Here is a 14,753-nt window from a genome sequence, read left to right on the forward strand (position 1 = left end):
TTTTTATCTTGGGTGACTGCTATAGGGCTGTTTATAAGTCTGTCTGAAGCAACGATTAAGATAAAAATTGAGAAGAGAAACAGTTATCGCAAAAGGTTAGAGCTAATCGATAGCCTTTATCCTAAAAAGTTAGCTTGAAGTATCTGAGAGTATGTTGGCTTGCAGAAATTGAAATAAACCACCTTTGCTTGTTTCCTTAACTTCAACTTCCTTAAAATATTTTGATTTTGTTGAAGGTATAATTTCCTCTTCATCTTCTGATTTCAAAATTCTGATGATGACTTCGTCCAAAGAGAAATTGCCAGGTCCCGTTAATGCAATTGAGGTTGCTGAAGCGAAATACAAAAGTAAAAGCTCTAGTAAGAAAATATTAAAACCTGAAGTAACAAGTGCATGATAAATCGCGACAGAAATTGTTCCAACAATTGCCAAAGCTCCGAATCTTGTAGCTAAGCCGATAATTAGTAACCAACTACCACCTATTTCTGAAAATGCAGCTATGTATGATAAGAATATTGGGAATGGAAGATGTAAAGGTCTGACAAAAGCATCAGCGAAATTTTCTATATTTGCTAATTTCTCATAACCGTGATGAATAAGAACAGTCCCTGTTATAACCCTAAGAATTAATAAAGCAGTATCTTTGCTAAACGACTTGGTAAGAATTGTTGAAAGCACTATAAAAAAATTATCCTTAAGTAAAAATAACTAGTCACAGTATCCATCGTGGATTAAACAGCAAAAGTCGCACCTAATTAAGTATTTATACTTAGTGCTCTAATGAATTCTTTTTCTGATTAGGAATTCAACTAAGTTAAAAATTATTTTTTGAATAATTTTCTAATATTCTTTGATTAATTTTCGGAATATTTTCTTTAAATTTGAAAAACCCTTTTTTTGCAAATTTCCAAGCAAATAAATCTTCATCCCTCACAAGATTAAAAATTTTTTTATGGTGTAAATTTTTAAACTGAATTATGAAATCATAATTTTCTCCTACTCCAGGATAAATAATGTCTATTTCGTTAGTATTTTTAAAAGTAACTTCCAGTGAATTTGGATCAATCTGTTCAACATTATCAAATTTCTCTACAAATTCAGAGACCAAATCTTGTTTAAATTTGAAAACAGATTCAGACAATTTAATTTGTCTTTGTTCATTTTTTAAAAGGATAATAAATACCTTTTTATAGCTTGGAAGTAAATTTTTAAGGGTTGCAAGGTTCAGATCATTTTCAAACATAATCAGATTATCTGATTTAGGATCCATATTATTTTTATAAATCCCATCTTCTAATGGTATTTGATTCGATTCATCAAGAAAAATTTGTTTATTAATTATTTTTTCTGAATTAAATCTATTATTTGAAAATTTTCTGAGGTTTGATGATGAAAAAAGATATTGCTTTCCCTTCGTTTGCAATCCTCCGACCCATCTCCAGCTTAGGAGATTAGATGCAGCATCACCATCAAAAAGATACTTAAAGAAAAATTTTGCTCCCAATTGCCATGGGAGGCCTAAATTAAATATCCATGTACTCGCAAACCACATTCTTGTATGGTTATGCAAATAGTTGTACTGCTTTAATTCATGGACCCATGAATTAAAAAAATCTATTTCTGTATTGCCATTAATTGCACTTTCATATAGCTCATAATCAAAATTAAGATTGTTTTCTGAAAAAAAACTTCGCCAAACTTTAGGTCTATTTTCCATCCACCCTTTCCAATAAACTCTCCAAAATATTTCTTCAATAAATTTAGTTGAATTTTTGATTTTGTATTTACTTTTCATATCATGAATCAGATCATATTCCGATAATATTCTGTGAGTAATGAAAGGTGATAATTTTGAAACTGAACTTTCGTTATTTGGCCCAAAATCAAAATTTCTTAATTTTGCATAATCATTAATTTTATATTTCGCAAAATCGTCCCAGATATTTTGAGCTTTAAATAAAAATGACATTTTCTGATAACTTTAAAAAATATTTTTTTGTTTTGATAGAAATTAAAAAAATTAGCTGCAAATTAACCCCTTTAAGTTTTCTATTTCACTTTTTAAGTAAAAATGTTTGATTGAAGTATTTAATTTAAACCCCTAATACGTACATTTTATACTCTTAATTCGCTCTCCGCGTAGGAGGATATTTAGTTGTTAATTACTTTTGTAATCTTGTTTTAATTTTTTAAATCTTTATTTAAATGATTTTTTCTAAAAGATTTTAAAATATTTATCAAAATTATTATGAATGGTTTATTAGTTAGAGATGTTAAGTATCTAGATGAACAATACAGAATAGGTGAAGGCATAATTTCGGATGATGCATTTAAGCAACTTGAGAAGCTCTTTATTACTTTTGATCCAGAGCCTGACTACTTTAATCAAAAAAATAATAAACTTTTGCCAAAATTAGCTAAAGACAACTATAAAGAATTTTTGGGGAGTTTATTAACAAAAACAAGATTAAGCATTCAACCAAAAATTGATGGCTGTGCTATTGCAATTAGATATATAAATGGCAATTTTAAAAAAGCTATTACAAAAAAAGGATTTGATGTCTCAAGCAAAATTAAACAAATTAAAAATGTCCCCGATTGTATTCCTATCAAACGAGATTTTCAAATTAGAGGTGAACTATACGCTAAAAACCAAGTTGCCGGAATTTCCCAAAGAATTACAAGAAAATACCTCAATGATAAGAAAGGGATTGGAGAAAGTCTCAGCTTTTGCTGTTTCCAAATACTTAATGGAAGACTTAATCAATATGAAACCCTTAACTATCTTAAAAAATGTGGCTTCAGCACCCCTGACAGTTACTTCACAAATAATACAAGCGAAATCCAAATATATAAAAAAAATTGGTTAGAGGGAAAAATATTTACGAAATATCCAACTAATGGGATAGTTATTAAAATAAATAGTAGGAAATTACAGTTACTGAGAGAGAAAAGTTTATCTCGAAATAATGAATGGCAATATGCAATTGAAAAATAATATTAAATAGTACCTTCAAAAAGAGCTCACGATACTGACTTCCAGTATTTACAGTAGAGAAGTAATTATTTTTTGGTTAAATTCCAAAACATTTTGCAGGATCAATAAATGACTGCCACTATTTCAAGACCTAAAATCTCTAACTGGGAAACATCTAATATTCCAAACCTGAACGGCAAAACAGCTCTAATTACTGGCGCAAATAGTGGTCTTGGATACTACACCGCAAAAGCCTTAGCCGAAAAAAATGCTCATGTTGTTATAGCTTGTAGATCGCTTGAAAAAGCGAATAAAACTATCAAAAAACTCAAAGGTCTTAATCCTGAAGGAAAATTTACACCTCTAGAATTAGATTTGTCAGATTTAAAAAATGTTGTTGAAGTTCAGTCCAAAATTTTTGATGATTTTGAAAATTTGGATTTACTAATTAATAATGCAGGCATTATGCATCCGCCTAAAACACTTAGTGCCCAAGGATATGAAATACAATTTGCAGTTAATCATCTAGCTCACATGCTTTTGACCCTAAAGCTACTTCCAATTATTGAAAAAAAAGATGAATCGAGAATAGTGACGGTTACTTCTGGAGCACAATTTTTTGGCAAAGTTGGTTGGAAAAATCTGAAAGCCGAGAACTACTACAACAAATGGGAATCTTACTCAAATAGCAAATTAGCAAATGTAATGTTTGCTTTGGAACTAAATGAGATCCTAAAACACAAAAATATACTCTCTTTAGCTGCTCACCCAGGAATTGCAAAAACAAATCTCTTTACTGCTCAAAAACCTAAACCTAGTCCAATAGAAACATTCTCCTTGGAATTATTTAGCCCTATTTTTCAATCGGCTGAGATGGGTTCTTTACCTCAACTTTTTGCAGCTACTTCACCAGATGCAAGAGGCGGTGATCATTATGGTCCTAAATTTAATTTCAGAGGTCATCCAAAACTATCCCCTACTTCTCCTTTCGCTATTAATAAACAAGAAAGAAAAAATTTATGGGGGAAAAGCCTTGAAATACTAAGTAACTTCTTATAGATTTTTCATTTTTACTAACTTTAGAAAATACTTCAAGATATGTAATTCACTCTCTGAGAGTTTCATAAATTCTGTTAAGGCATCATAATTTTTTTCATCAATTTTTTTTGACAATTGAATAAAGCTATCATGGTTTTCATTAACAAAGCGCTCAGCAATCTGAGACGGAGTTAAACCCTGTTCAATTAATTCACCTGGAGCATTTTTCTCCCACTTTTCATAAAACCAAGAGAACCAATATTTTGCAGTATTATCATCCATTAATTAAATTTTCTTTGATGAATTCTATAAATACCGAAGAAATATCTCATGATTGAATTAACCATTAAACACAATTAATATAAATGCAATTATTAATTTAATGATAGATAATAATCATTCAAGTAAAAGAAAAAATATTAATCTTGTAATTGGATTAGGTAAATCTGGATTTTGGGCTGCCAAGTATTTGAGAAGTATGAATAAGAGAGTAATTGTTTGGGAACATAAAGATGGGATAGAATTCTTAGAAAGAAAAACAGAATTGGAGGCGCTTAATATACTAGTTTCTCTGAATAAAGAATTTGTATTTGAAAAAATTCAACCTTTTGTGAAAGAGATTGAATCTGTTGTTGTAAGTCCATCAATACCTTATGACCATACAACTATTATTGAATTAAAAAAAAAGGGAATTAACGTAATTGGAGAAATTAATGTTGCATGGGAAATTTTAAAAGACACAAATTGGATAGGTATTACTGGCACTAATGGCAAAACTACTGTTACACATTTACTAAGCCATATACTCTGCGATACTGGATTATATGCTCCTTTTGCTGGAAATATTGGCACACCTTTATGTAAATATGCTTACTCCAAAAATCACGAAAAAATTGATTGGGTTGTAGCTGAATTAAGCAGTTATCAAATAGAAATATCTCCAGAAGTAAAACCTAATATTGGAATTTGGACAACCTTCACAGAAGACCATCTTGAAAGACATAAAACACTTGACAACTATTTCAACATAAAAAAAAGCTTGCTAGAAAAATCAGATTTTAGAATTTATAATTATGACGATAAAAACCTAAGAAATCACTACAGTTCACTATCAAGAGGGGTTTGGATAACAACTAGTTTTGATAAATCAAATTTTATTCAATGTGACTATTGGATAGATGATGAAGCATACATTGTTGAGAGAGGAAAGAGACTATTCAAACTTGAACAATTTTCTTTAAAAGGAATGCATAATCTTCAAAATCTTTTATTGGTAATAGCAGCAGCAAGAAAAGTTGGATTATCTGGAAAGAAGATTAAAGGTTCTTTATCTAATTACAAACAATTGCCCCATAGGATGGAAACAATTTATAAAAATAATGATCTGGAAATAATTAATGATAGTAAAGCTACAAATTTTGATTCATCTATTGCAGGAATAAGTTCAATTGAAGGTCAAATAATAATTATTGCGGGGGGTAGATTAAAAGGCAATGAATATAGTGAATGGATAAAAGTTTTAAAGAAAAAAGTTAAATGTGTTTTCCTTTTTGGAGAAAGCTCAAAAGTCCTAAAAATGGCGCTTATTAATGAAGGATTTAAAAAAAATATTTTTGAATTTTCAGAACTCAAAGAGCTTTTAAATTTTGTTTTTCATTATTTAAAAAATAATAGGGTTGGAACATTATTATTCTCACCTTCATGCTCTAGTTTTGATCAATTTAAAAATTATGAAGAGCGTGGAGATTATTTCAAGAAACTAATAAGTGAAAAATTAAAGGTTAATTAATCCATTTTTTGTGCAAATATCATTTCGTAATTTTCAGGTCGGTCATCACAACCGTCTCCCCTCTAGCAAATATTCAATTAATTAGTTAGATTTTGACTATAAATCAACTACCAGCAATGAGTGAATCTAACAATTTACCTCAAGCAATAAGTCATAAAAAATTAAGTTACTTGATGCTTAAGGCACAAAAGGATTCTCATTTTTCTGATGAATTAGCAGAAATAGAAAGCCCCGAAAAAAAAGAATTTGAAGAGTTAATAAACAATTGGGAAGCTTCAACTAGGAAAGTAGTTAATGAATTATCCAAAAGAAAAGAGAATTTACTAAAAGATAAATCACCAAATTCTCTAATTGCTCTTGGCGCTATGGAAGTTCACCTTAATATGGCTTTGCAAGCCTTAAATGCATTTAATAAAGAAGTTGATGAGTAATAGTAATAGATAAACTATAAGGAAGGCATTGAAAATAAGAGAAAATCTAGCTCTTTCTCAGTATCTATAGAGACATCATCAAAATAATTAACTTCAAATCCCAAGCCATCTCCAGATTCTAGACATATATTTGAATTAGAGTCTTTACTTTTTAATAAAAGATTACCTTCTATTATTTGTATCCAATTATATTTATCGATTTTTAATGGCAATTTTTTTTCTTTAATAGGTTTATATTTACAACGCCATAAAGAGATATTTTGATTTAGAAAAAGCTTATTATTTTGACCATTTTTGTAATTAAAAATAAGATTGTCCCACAACTTTTCATTTAATGAAATTTGATTATATCGAGGTTTGATATTTTCTTTTTGAGGGTATATCCAAATCTGGAACAACTTACAGGTCTCATTTTCTTCATTCTTCTCGCTATGAGAGATTCCAGTACCTGCAGACATAATTTGCACTTCATCTTTATAAATTTTTCCAAGGTTGTTTAAAGAGTCTCTATGAGTTATTGCTCCTTTTGTTACGACAGTAATTATTTCCATATTTGCATGAGAATGTGTATTAAATCCTGTATTAGGAGAAATAACATCTTCGTTTATAACTCTTATTTTCCCAAAATTATCCCATTTTGGATCTCTATGCTCTGCGAAAGAAAATGAATGCATCGAATTTAGCCATTCTCTATTTGATCTAAATCTATCGTGCGATTTCCTTATTTTAATTATTTTCAAAGACATAAATTCTTAGAAATAAATATAGACAATTTGTGTATATAAATACTGTTGAAAATTATAAATTATGAATAATATAAATTCCTTTTTATTTATTTGCTAATTTTACTTTGTGCTTTATTTGCTTTATAAATTATTTTTTTTGCTTCTTCTCGTGTAGAACATTTTTCCGCCTCAACATTTAAATTTTTTAGTTTATTTAATTGCTTTGAAATTTTCATATAAGTTTAGATTAACAACTAGAAATTAACACATATTTAATGGAATAGCTAAAAATACTGGTTTGCATTTGGGCCATACTACCTAAAAATAAGATTGGAGGATGGAATTATCAGAACAGTATAGAGGATGTATTGGATTATCTTTGATTGTTTTTTTAATAAAAAGCGGTCCAAGAGGATTATCAAAATTATTTTTCCTGATTAAATTATATTGCATTATTTTTTTTGCTATTTTTTTATTTCTATTTAAAAATTTCCCTTTATTACCCCAACCTAACCATAAATCACAATTTTTACTTTCAGACCAGTGTTTTAAGTTTTTATAAATATGATTATTGTTTAGATAGCCCACAGGGTTTTTATGTTTAAAAAGTTTTTCTGGTTTGCTTGAAATAAGAGCAAATAGATTTATTAATTTTACTTTGCCGTAATTATTGTTTTTCGAAATTTTGATTATCTTTTTTGTTGTGTTGTCCAAGAAAACTTCATCCGATAATGAGGGATTTAAACCAATAAAGATAATCTCTTTTTTAGATTTAGAAATCTTATAACTTAAACTCCATCTATATAGTTTGTTGGCACTTATTAAACAATTTCTTTCTAGGAACAAATTATTCAACCTAAACCTACACCTCTAGCCATGAGAGTGGCAAACAAAGGTATTGTTGCAAAACCCACTAATTCAGTAGTAATGATAAGTCTGAACCTCTTGACTAGATTTTCAGATATTTCAGGTAATTTATTCTTACTTAATGGAATGGCCCATAAGATATAGGTTGTTGTTGGGTATAAAGAAAGTAATCCCACAAGAATATAAAGAGAAACCTTTATCCAAAACACAGGATTACCTGTATAGAAATCACCTCCTTGACCAAAATACTTAACACGCAAAATCCCAGTAACTAATATCGCAACTCCTGCTAAACCATAAACAACATCTGCAATTATCATTGAGATCGTCTCATTTCTATTAAGACCTACTTTGAGAGTCAATCTTTCAAACAAAAGAGAACCGAAACACAATATTATTCCTAAATAATGAACATATGCTACTAATGCACTTTTAGCAATTTCACCTGTCAATAAAGTTCCTAATAACATTTTCTAGTCAAAATTTATACAATACTAACCACCAAATAAAGAATTTGTTTAGAAAATAAATTAAACAATAAAAAGTCAGGTATTGAATCTAGGACTCTAAAAACCTTTTTTGACCATCTTCAAAGAAATCCTTTTTATTCCATACTTCGATTACATCTGGGAAATGTTTTTCCATACAATTATCACAAACCCCATGACTGAATCTAATATCACTAATTTTCGAAAGATATTTTTCTAAATGCATCCAATCGCCCTCCTTATTTTTCACTTCTCTGCAATATGAACAGACAGATAAAATACCTTCCTGTTTGTGCAAGTTAGACAAAGCATCTAGCAAGTTCAATGACTTTTTTCTAAGCTCTAAAAATGAAACTATTTGCTTAGATAATAATTCCATAATATTGAATTGTTGTGTAGTTAGATTTCCTGGCTTTCTGTCTATTACACAAAGAGTTCCAAGTTTATTACCATCACTATTTCTAAGGGGAAAACCTGCATAAAAACGAATCTTGGGGTCTCCTGTTACCAATGGATTATTTATAAACCTTTCATCTTGGAAAGCATCATGAATAATTAATGGACTATTTTCTTTTATTGCATGGGTACAAAAAGACCAATCTCTTTTAGTTTCTGATATTTGAAGTCCTATTTTGGATTTAAACCATTGTTTATCTTTGTCTACCAATGTCATTAAAGAAATAGGCACATTACAGGTTGTAGCAGCAATTTTTGTAATATCGTCATAACATGATTCTGGCTTGGTTCCCAAAATCCTATATTCTGCTAAAGCTTTTAATCTTCTTTCCTCTTCTTCTTTTTTTGATACAAGATTCTGCATTAATCTTCACCAATAATTAAAACTTTAAAATTAAAGTTTCTCCAAAAAACTTTTTCCGTCTAATACTTAATAAAAAAAAGATAAACTTATTGAATTGTTACTTACTGATTTATTACTTATTAATTTATTGATTGATTTAACTTTGAGACTGCCATCCCAGCGATCCATCCACTTGTCCAACAATGTTGAAAATTAAATCCACCAGTGATCCCATCAACATCCAAAACTTCTCCAGAAAAAAATAACCCTGGACAAATTAAGCTCTCCATACTTTTAAAATTAACCTCATTAATTTTTACGCCTCCGGAAGTAACAAATTCCTCGCCAAATGGACCTTTGCCCGAAATTATATATTTATCCCTCATTAGAGTATTTATCATTTTCTCTCTTTCATCCGCCAGTAAATCAGCCCACTTTTTCTCTTTATCAATACCTATTTTCTTTAATAAAAAAATCCATAATCTTTTTGTTAATAGTGGAACAGGTCTACTATTAATAAGATTCACCTTGCCTTTATTTAATCTTAAATAATTAATTTTTTCTTTTAACTCCTCATAACTTAAAGAAGACCATTTAATGATTAAATTAAATTTATATTTTTGGCTATAAAGTTCCCTTGCTGCAATTGATGAAAGTTTTAATACTGCTGGCCCACTAAACCCCCAATGCGTTATTAGTAAATCGCCTCTATTTTGAAAATTTTTATTGTTTAAATTAATTTCTATATCTATTCCCCTCATCGATACCCCACTACATTCATCCAAATTTGGTTCTTTTGTGGAAAAAGTAAAAAGCGATGGTACAGGTTTAACAATGGTGTGTCCAAGATTTTGAGCTAATTTATATCCGCTTGGATTACCTCCAGTTGAAAGAATAATATTTTTTGCAGTTACCTTTGCTTTTTTAAGACTAAAAATATTGAATATATTATCTGAAGTTTTAGCAATTTCTTTTACAAAAAATTTTGTTAGTATCTCTACGTTTTTTGATAAAGCACTTTTTCTCAAACAATCAATAACATCTGAAGAAGAATTAGACACTGGGAATACTCTTAGATCTTCCTCAATTTTTAATTTTAAACCTTTTTTCTCAAACCAATCGTATACATCTCCAGCAGCAAAACGATTAAATGATTCCAAGAGCTGAATTCCACCTCTGGGGTAATTCTCAATTAGTTCATTCGGTATCCATGTCGCATTAGTGACGTTACATCTTCCTCCTCCACTAATCCTTACTTTCTCCATAAGTTTTGAAGTTCCTTCAAGAATTATTATTCTTTTTACTCCATTTTCAGCAGCAGTTATTGCTGTCATAAAACCGGCTGCACCGCCTCCAACAACTGCTAAATCAAAAGGTTCCAAAAACTTATTATTTAATATGCTTCAATCTGATAATAGCAAGTAGTTATAAAGAAAAATTAGTCCAAAAACCATAAAAAAATAAATATAAAACTTTAAAACTACATAATAAATAGCTACGATTCGCTAATTTTTAAATTTCTAGAAAAATCAACACAGTCGTTATTTTTATGATTTAAGTTAATTAAATGAGTTTGTTATTTTCTTACGTTAAATATTCTGAGGCCAGTTTTCCTATGACTGGTCAATATACTGCTCTTCTTTTAATAACTTCTGTTATTTGGGTTCTACTTTGGTTTGGATATAGACAAAATAAGATAAATGATGAGATCAAGAAAAAAGAAAAAGAAGAAAGAATTAATGCGAAAGTTCAAAGAAGAAAGAAGTTAGAGAGTTTGTACCCTACTAATAAAAAAACTGTTTAAAATAAACTATTTAGGAACATGAAAAAAAATAATTTCAAATCATTAATTCAGTACTTACCGGGGATTTTGATTCTTATTTATGTATTCTTTTTAGCATTTACTCAATTTATAAAATAAAATTTTTAAAAATTATTCGTTTTGATTGGAATCCTTTCTGCTTTTGGAGCTGCTACATCTTGGACATATGCATGCTTTATTTGGCGCTCGCAAACTCAAAAATATAAATCAATAGATATTAATTTAATAAAAAATATAATAGCTTTTTTAATTTTTATACCTGCTTTTATCAATCTAAGTTCTACAACTGAATTAAAAAACATATTTATCCTACTAATGAGTGGAATAATAGGTATTGGTTTAGGTGATACTTTCTATTTAAAGTCACTACAAACAATTGGCACAAGAAAAACTTTATCTATAGAAACTCTTTCTCCGTTAATGGCAGCTTTATCAGGGGAATTTTTTATTAATGAAAATTTAACAACTAAATCATGGGTTGGAATAATTATAGTAACGATTTCGCTATTCATAATTCTCAGAAAAGGTAACGATTTTAAAGAGGAAAACTCCTCTTTCTCAGAAAAAAATAACTTTAAGATTTTTGCTTTTCCTTTTTTATCAGTTTTATGTGCTGTTCTTGGAGGTCTTTTATCAAGGATGGTTTTCCTTCAAAGCAATTTATCTCCTTTACTTACAACTGAAATAAGATTATTAGGTGCAATAATTTTTTTAATTAGTCTAAAAGGATTTAAGATTAATTTTTTCTTAAAAAACATAGACAAAAAACAACAAAAAAGATTTTTTATTTCAATACTTCTTGGAACAAATGTAGGAATATTTCTACAACAAGTTGTGTTTAAAACCCTTCCCATAGGAGTAGGATGGGCTTTATTAAGCATATCTCCAGTAATTTCCTTATTTTTTGCTAAGACTGAGGAAAGAGAAATTACCAAAAAAATAACATTTTTTACTTGTTTTTTATTTTTTGGCTTGACATTAATAATTGTTTAATCTCTGAGTTAATGTAAAAAATACTCATGTTAATAAAAATCAAATTAAATAAAATTACCCTATAAACACTCAAAACAATGAAAACATTAAAGAAAAAAAGACTCGGCACATTGGAAGTTTATGTTATTTTTTTAAGCTGCATTTATGCAGGCTTTATAGGTTATAAATCTCTATTAAATGTTTTATTTACTTGGAATTAATTAATTCTTTCTAATGATTTAATCAACTTACCTCCATCTTGGTCATCATCATCATTTGAAGCGAAAAATAAAAAAAATATTCCTAAAGAAGCTATAGATAGCGAAATTGACAATACAGAAAGCTCATCCATAAATTAGAAATTTTTTTTATGATAAACGAAAAAAAATAAAAGACAGTAAAGAAATACACATTCTCGAAAATAAATATTTCTTTTATTTGTAAAATGAAAAAACACATCCGAACTATTTCGTGAAAGTTCTAATAACTTCGCCCTGTAGTGCAAGCGTAATAATTCAGTATGGAATAAAAAGTTGGCCTATTTGGGAATGTGAGCCAAGCAAATTTCAATGGAATTACGATGATAAGGAAATTTGCTTAATTATTGAAGGTAAAGCGAAAATAAGTACCCAAAACGGTGACATTTACTTGATTAAAGCTGGAGATCTAGTTGAGTTTCCTGCTGGACTTAACTGCGAATGGGAAGTAACCAAAAGTATTAAAAAACATTATCGATTGGGTAGCTAAATTTAAGAAAAAAGATTTTTTCTTCTTTACTGTTAAGTCAATGTAGATAAAATATGGTTAATAAAAAATTTTCAAGAAGGAAATTAATATTATGCCTTTTACTGATCAAGAATATTTTGAGGTTATTGAAAAAAACGAAATAGTAAAAAAGGCCTTTGAAAATATTAAGCAAATTTGCATTGATTTACAAAAACAAACAAATTGTCCTGAAGAGGATCTAAAAGATTTTCTTGAATTTATTTCTAAACAATGGAATAAGTAATAATTAAAAAGCCTTTTAAATACTAAATTTAAAATTTCAATTTAGTTTTCTGAGACAATAAGTTCTAATCTAATTCCTTTTTTGGTTTTGTATTGATATTGGAAGTTCCCTTAGCAGCAGAAACGAAGAAAAAGAAGCCTACAATTCCTGAGATACCAAATATCGCAGCCAAAGGATCAAAAGTGAAAGAAAACATAGAATTTATAAAATCAAGATAAATAATAGTTTTTGAATCAAAATTGTACAATTATTGTTAAGTATAAAAAATAACAATTGCGCGATTCATTATGTCATTATTAGTTTCTCAGTAGGTTCAAAAAAATTATTATTCAAATTGATTTTAAGAATAAAAATATCAATACATACAAAAGATCTATTCGTGCTAAAGAGAAAAGTTTTTAAAAAATATTTATAGAAATATTGAATAAAACACTACCTAGAGGATCCACAATTGTTGTTTCTTTAGATTAATATCAATTCATGACAGAATTTTACTCAGCTTCTTCCTCAGTAAGTCCTTTTACAGCAATATTATGGTGCCTTTATCCAGTAGCTGTACTTGTAATTATTGAATTACTTCTGGGGGGTGGGTTTGATGATGACAATAATGACGATCAAGATGGTGGAATGCTAATACCTGCTTACTCTAGATCAGACGTTTGAATTTTTGAATTAAAGACTCATAAGGAATTTAATTAAATTGGAGAACAATATTGATACAACTCATATTTCTCTAATTACACTTACCATCCTTATGATTTCCTCTCTAACCTGGCTCGTCTTAAGAACCCTTAAGGAAGGTAGAAAAGCTCTGACAGAAATAAATAAGGATAGATCGTGAAATACAATAAACATTCAAAAATGTAGAATTTGATTAGATTTATAAAACTCTTAGATTTATAAGTTTTACTAACTAAATAGATATATTCCATAATTTAAAAACTTTTCCTTCTAAAAATTTGGGAAAAGCATAAAAAACTTAAATAAATACTAGAATTTGTTTGATTGCTAAGTCAAAAAACTACCAATCTGTTGAAATCCCATTTTTATGAAAGGACTTCTTTGTTATTACTTTAATAAATAAAAATGCATCTAAATTCTTTACTTTATATTTGTTCTATATCTTTATTCATTTATATAATGGCACTGTTTTGGAGAGACTTGCCAAATCAAAAAAAGTAAATAAATAATTAATATTAATTTTGTTGCTTATAAAAATAAATTGAGTTATTAATTTAATATTGGATTTAATTTTTTTATATAAATGCTGAAAGAATCTTCAAATAACAATAACAAAAACATATTCTCAAAAACTAACAGTATTGCAAAAGAAAAGATGATTTGCAAAGACGGATTCTGTTCATTACCAAATCAAGATGAGATTTCAAAACAAGATTCAAATGATATGAATTTATTTGATCCTATTTAGTAAATAAATAATATTTTGATAAATTAAAGATTAAATTGATAATGTTAGATTCTTTGAATTTTTAATTTATGTTTAATGACTTTTTAAACGCATATAAAGAGTTTTGGATTAAAGCTACAGACTTCAAGGGATTCACATCTCGATCGGACTGGTGGTTAGTTCAACTAGCGAATCTTATAATTTCTTTCCTAACTATCCCAATATTTTTAAAAACGTTTGGATTCAATGTTTATGGCATAGTTTGTATCATTCCTCAAATAGCTATTGATGTAAGAAGAATCAAAGATTTTGGAAAAGATTGGAAATGGATCTTTATTAATTTAATACCTATCTTAGGATGGATCTTGTGGTTCATCTGGCTAGGCTTTGGTAAGACTGGTAATGGGAAAAATAAACTTATATAGAAA

The 14,753-nt window shown here is 28.5% G+C and carries 23 protein-coding genes; 12 read left to right on the forward strand and 11 right to left on the reverse strand.

What is annotated here, in order from left to right; genetic code table 11:
* Positions 1 to 129 precede the first annotated feature (129 nt).
* Positions 130 to 678: a DoxX family protein gene (locus HA144_RS07660; protein WP_209043483.1), complete on the reverse strand. Its 549-nt coding sequence runs from the start codon at positions 676 to 678 to the stop codon at positions 130 to 132.
* A gap of 136 nt (positions 679 to 814) precedes the next feature.
* The gene (locus tag HA144_RS07665) at positions 815 to 1,969 is read right to left on the reverse strand and encodes an FAD-binding domain-containing protein (RefSeq protein ID WP_209043484.1); all 1,155 of its coding nucleotides are present in this window, start codon (positions 1,967 to 1,969) and stop codon (positions 815 to 817) included.
* Between the two features lie 279 nt (positions 1,970 to 2,248).
* Between HA144_RS07665 and HA144_RS07670 the strand changes: the two genes are divergently transcribed.
* A complete protein-coding gene (locus HA144_RS07670) occupies positions 2,249 to 2,998 on the forward strand; it encodes an NAD-dependent DNA ligase (protein WP_209043485.1) in 750 nt (249 codons plus the stop codon).
* A gap of 108 nt (positions 2,999 to 3,106) precedes the next feature.
* Positions 3,107 to 4,036, forward strand: a complete 930-nt coding sequence (locus tag HA144_RS07675; protein ID WP_209043486.1) for an oxidoreductase — start codon at positions 3,107 to 3,109, stop codon at positions 4,034 to 4,036.
* Here HA144_RS07675 and HA144_RS07680 read toward each other — a convergent pair.
* Positions 4,031 to 4,297, reverse strand: coding sequence for a hypothetical protein (locus HA144_RS07680; protein ID WP_209043487.1), 267 nt, complete (start codon positions 4,295 to 4,297; stop codon positions 4,031 to 4,033). The two genes, HA144_RS07675 and HA144_RS07680, sit on opposite strands and share 6 nt — an antisense overlap.
* Positions 4,298 to 4,397: 100 nt before the next feature.
* Between HA144_RS07680 and murD the strand changes: the two genes are divergently transcribed.
* Together murD and HA144_RS07690 are read left to right on the forward strand one after the other, a co-directional pair.
* On the forward strand, positions 4,398 to 5,804 hold the full coding sequence (gene murD, locus HA144_RS07685) for a UDP-N-acetylmuramoyl-L-alanine--D-glutamate ligase (RefSeq protein WP_209043488.1): 1,407 nt from the start codon (positions 4,398 to 4,400) through the stop codon (positions 5,802 to 5,804).
* A 116-nt stretch (positions 5,805 to 5,920) separates the two neighbouring features.
* Entirely contained in the window at positions 5,921 to 6,235 is a 315-nt protein-coding gene (locus HA144_RS07690) for an MATH domain-containing protein (RefSeq protein ID WP_209043798.1), read from the forward strand.
* A gap of 14 nt (positions 6,236 to 6,249) precedes the next feature.
* Here HA144_RS07690 and HA144_RS07695 read toward each other — a convergent pair whose 3' ends face one another.
* The 6 genes from HA144_RS07695 to HA144_RS07715 all read right to left on the reverse strand — a co-directional run bounded on the left by HA144_RS07695 (position 6,250) and on the right by HA144_RS07715 (position 10,496).
* Positions 6,250 to 6,981, reverse strand: a complete 732-nt coding sequence (locus tag HA144_RS07695; RefSeq protein WP_209043489.1) for a pirin family protein — start codon at positions 6,979 to 6,981, stop codon at positions 6,250 to 6,252.
* 86 nt (positions 6,982 to 7,067) lie between these two features.
* The gene (locus tag HA144_RS09625; RefSeq protein ID WP_257470533.1) at positions 7,068 to 7,196 is read right to left on the reverse strand and encodes a hypothetical protein; all 129 of its coding nucleotides are present in this window, start codon (positions 7,194 to 7,196) and stop codon (positions 7,068 to 7,070) included.
* Positions 7,197 to 7,278: 82 nt separating this feature from the next.
* Positions 7,279 to 7,815 carry a DUF1643 domain-containing protein gene (locus HA144_RS07700; protein ID WP_209043490.1) on the reverse strand — a complete coding sequence of 179 codons (537 nt, stop codon included), beginning with the start codon at positions 7,813 to 7,815 and terminating at the stop codon, positions 7,279 to 7,281.
* A complete protein-coding gene (locus tag HA144_RS07705) occupies positions 7,812 to 8,297 on the reverse strand; it encodes a DUF2214 family protein (RefSeq protein ID WP_011863482.1) in 486 nt (161 codons plus the stop codon). The genes HA144_RS07700 and HA144_RS07705 overlap by 4 nt, the downstream gene beginning before the upstream one ends.
* An 88-nt stretch (positions 8,298 to 8,385) precedes the next feature.
* A complete protein-coding gene (locus tag HA144_RS07710; protein ID WP_042850920.1) occupies positions 8,386 to 9,135 on the reverse strand; it encodes a GAF domain-containing protein in 750 nt (249 codons plus the stop codon).
* Positions 9,136 to 9,254: 119 nt separating this feature from the next.
* Positions 9,255 to 10,496 carry an NAD(P)/FAD-dependent oxidoreductase gene (locus HA144_RS07715; protein ID WP_209043491.1) on the reverse strand — a complete coding sequence of 414 codons (1,242 nt, stop codon included), beginning with the start codon at positions 10,494 to 10,496 and terminating at the stop codon, positions 9,255 to 9,257.
* A gap of 185 nt (positions 10,497 to 10,681) precedes the next feature.
* On the opposite strand from HA144_RS07715, the gene HA144_RS07720 reads away from it, so the two are divergent.
* Positions 10,682 to 10,918, forward strand: a complete 237-nt coding sequence (locus HA144_RS07720; protein ID WP_025954851.1) for a hypothetical protein — start codon at positions 10,682 to 10,684, stop codon at positions 10,916 to 10,918.
* 138 nt (positions 10,919 to 11,056) lie between these two features.
* Complete coding sequence (locus HA144_RS07725) at positions 11,057 to 11,929, forward strand: DMT family transporter (RefSeq protein WP_209043492.1); 873 nt, start codon at positions 11,057 to 11,059, stop codon at positions 11,927 to 11,929.
* 196 nt (positions 11,930 to 12,125) lie between these two features.
* Here the strand turns inward: HA144_RS07725 and HA144_RS09630 are convergent, their stop codons facing one another.
* Positions 12,126 to 12,260, reverse strand: a complete 135-nt coding sequence (locus HA144_RS09630; RefSeq protein WP_012008254.1) for a hypothetical protein — start codon at positions 12,258 to 12,260, stop codon at positions 12,126 to 12,128.
* Between the two features lie 119 nt (positions 12,261 to 12,379).
* On the opposite strand from HA144_RS09630, the gene HA144_RS07730 reads away from it, so the two are divergent.
* Positions 12,380 to 12,655 (forward strand): cupin domain-containing protein, encoded by a 276-nt coding sequence (locus HA144_RS07730; RefSeq protein ID WP_209043493.1) that lies wholly within the window; start codon positions 12,380 to 12,382, stop codon positions 12,653 to 12,655.
* A 91-nt stretch (positions 12,656 to 12,746) separates the two neighbouring features.
* Positions 12,747 to 12,917: a hypothetical protein gene (locus HA144_RS07735; protein WP_011863490.1), complete on the forward strand. Its 171-nt coding sequence runs from the start codon at positions 12,747 to 12,749 to the stop codon at positions 12,915 to 12,917.
* Between the two features lie 64 nt (positions 12,918 to 12,981).
* Here the strand turns inward: HA144_RS07735 and HA144_RS09635 are convergent, their stop codons facing one another.
* Positions 12,982 to 13,113 carry a hypothetical protein gene (locus tag HA144_RS09635; protein ID WP_257470534.1) on the reverse strand — a complete coding sequence of 44 codons (132 nt, stop codon included), beginning with the start codon at positions 13,111 to 13,113 and terminating at the stop codon, positions 12,982 to 12,984.
* Between the two features lie 284 nt (positions 13,114 to 13,397).
* Here HA144_RS09635 and HA144_RS07745 point away from each other — a divergent pair, with 284 nt between their 5' ends.
* The 4 genes from HA144_RS07745 (at position 13,398) to HA144_RS07760 (ending at position 14,750) form a co-directional block, all read left to right on the forward strand.
* Positions 13,398 to 13,580, forward strand: coding sequence for a hypothetical protein (locus HA144_RS07745; protein WP_025939205.1), 183 nt, complete (start codon positions 13,398 to 13,400; stop codon positions 13,578 to 13,580).
* A gap of 37 nt (positions 13,581 to 13,617) precedes the next feature.
* On the forward strand, positions 13,618 to 13,758 hold the full coding sequence (locus HA144_RS07750) for a hypothetical protein (protein ID WP_209043495.1): 141 nt from the start codon (positions 13,618 to 13,620) through the stop codon (positions 13,756 to 13,758).
* A 423-nt stretch (positions 13,759 to 14,181) separates the two neighbouring features.
* Entirely contained in the window at positions 14,182 to 14,346 is a 165-nt protein-coding gene (locus HA144_RS07755; protein WP_198936254.1) for a hypothetical protein, read from the forward strand.
* A gap of 68 nt (positions 14,347 to 14,414) precedes the next feature.
* A complete protein-coding gene (locus HA144_RS07760) occupies positions 14,415 to 14,750 on the forward strand; it encodes a DUF805 domain-containing protein (protein ID WP_025913812.1) in 336 nt (111 codons plus the stop codon).
* Positions 14,751 to 14,753 lie beyond the last annotated feature (3 nt).

This window comes from Prochlorococcus marinus XMU1404, from assembly GCF_017696175.1.
Classification (GTDB): domain Bacteria; phylum Cyanobacteriota; class Cyanobacteriia; order PCC-6307; family Cyanobiaceae; genus Prochlorococcus_A; species Prochlorococcus_A marinus_X.

What these genes read in the sequence shown, in the direction of transcription:
- HA144_RS07670 (WP_209043485.1), top strand. Translation starts at nt 2,249, where the DNA reads ATGAATGGTTTATTAGTTAGAGATGTTAAGTATCTAGATGAACAATAC.
- HA144_RS09630 (WP_012008254.1), bottom strand. Translation starts at nt 12,260, where the DNA reads ATGGATGAGCTTTCTGTATTGTCAATTTCGCTATCTATAGCTTCTTTA.
- HA144_RS07690 (WP_209043798.1), top strand. Translation starts at nt 5,921, where the DNA reads ATGAGTGAATCTAACAATTTACCTCAAGCAATAAGTCATAAAAAATTA.
- HA144_RS07745 (WP_025939205.1), top strand. Translation starts at nt 13,398, where the DNA reads ATGACAGAATTTTACTCAGCTTCTTCCTCAGTAAGTCCTTTTACAGCA.
- HA144_RS07710 (WP_042850920.1), bottom strand. Translation starts at nt 9,135, where the DNA reads ATGCAGAATCTTGTATCAAAAAAAGAAGAAGAGGAAAGAAGATTAAAA.
- HA144_RS07675 (WP_209043486.1), top strand. Translation starts at nt 3,107, where the DNA reads ATGACTGCCACTATTTCAAGACCTAAAATCTCTAACTGGGAAACATCT.
- HA144_RS07665 (WP_209043484.1), bottom strand. Translation starts at nt 1,969, where the DNA reads ATGTCATTTTTATTTAAAGCTCAAAATATCTGGGACGATTTTGCGAAA.
- murD (WP_209043488.1), top strand. Translation starts at nt 4,398, where the DNA reads ATGATAGATAATAATCATTCAAGTAAAAGAAAAAATATTAATCTTGTA.
- HA144_RS09625 (WP_257470533.1), bottom strand. Translation starts at nt 7,196, where the DNA reads ATGAAAATTTCAAAGCAATTAAATAAACTAAAAAATTTAAATGTTGAG.
- HA144_RS07705 (WP_011863482.1), bottom strand. Translation starts at nt 8,297, where the DNA reads ATGTTATTAGGAACTTTATTGACAGGTGAAATTGCTAAAAGTGCATTA.
- HA144_RS07760 (WP_025913812.1), top strand. Translation starts at nt 14,415, where the DNA reads ATGTTTAATGACTTTTTAAACGCATATAAAGAGTTTTGGATTAAAGCT.
- HA144_RS07755 (WP_198936254.1), top strand. Translation starts at nt 14,182, where the DNA reads ATGCTGAAAGAATCTTCAAATAACAATAACAAAAACATATTCTCAAAA.
- HA144_RS07720 (WP_025954851.1), top strand. Translation starts at nt 10,682, where the DNA reads ATGAGTTTGTTATTTTCTTACGTTAAATATTCTGAGGCCAGTTTTCCT.
- HA144_RS09635 (WP_257470534.1), bottom strand. Translation starts at nt 13,113, where the DNA reads ATGTTTTCTTTCACTTTTGATCCTTTGGCTGCGATATTTGGTATCTCA.
- HA144_RS07735 (WP_011863490.1), top strand. Translation starts at nt 12,747, where the DNA reads ATGCCTTTTACTGATCAAGAATATTTTGAGGTTATTGAAAAAAACGAA.
- HA144_RS07695 (WP_209043489.1), bottom strand. Translation starts at nt 6,981, where the DNA reads ATGTCTTTGAAAATAATTAAAATAAGGAAATCGCACGATAGATTTAGA.
- HA144_RS07680 (WP_209043487.1), bottom strand. Translation starts at nt 4,297, where the DNA reads ATGGATGATAATACTGCAAAATATTGGTTCTCTTGGTTTTATGAAAAG.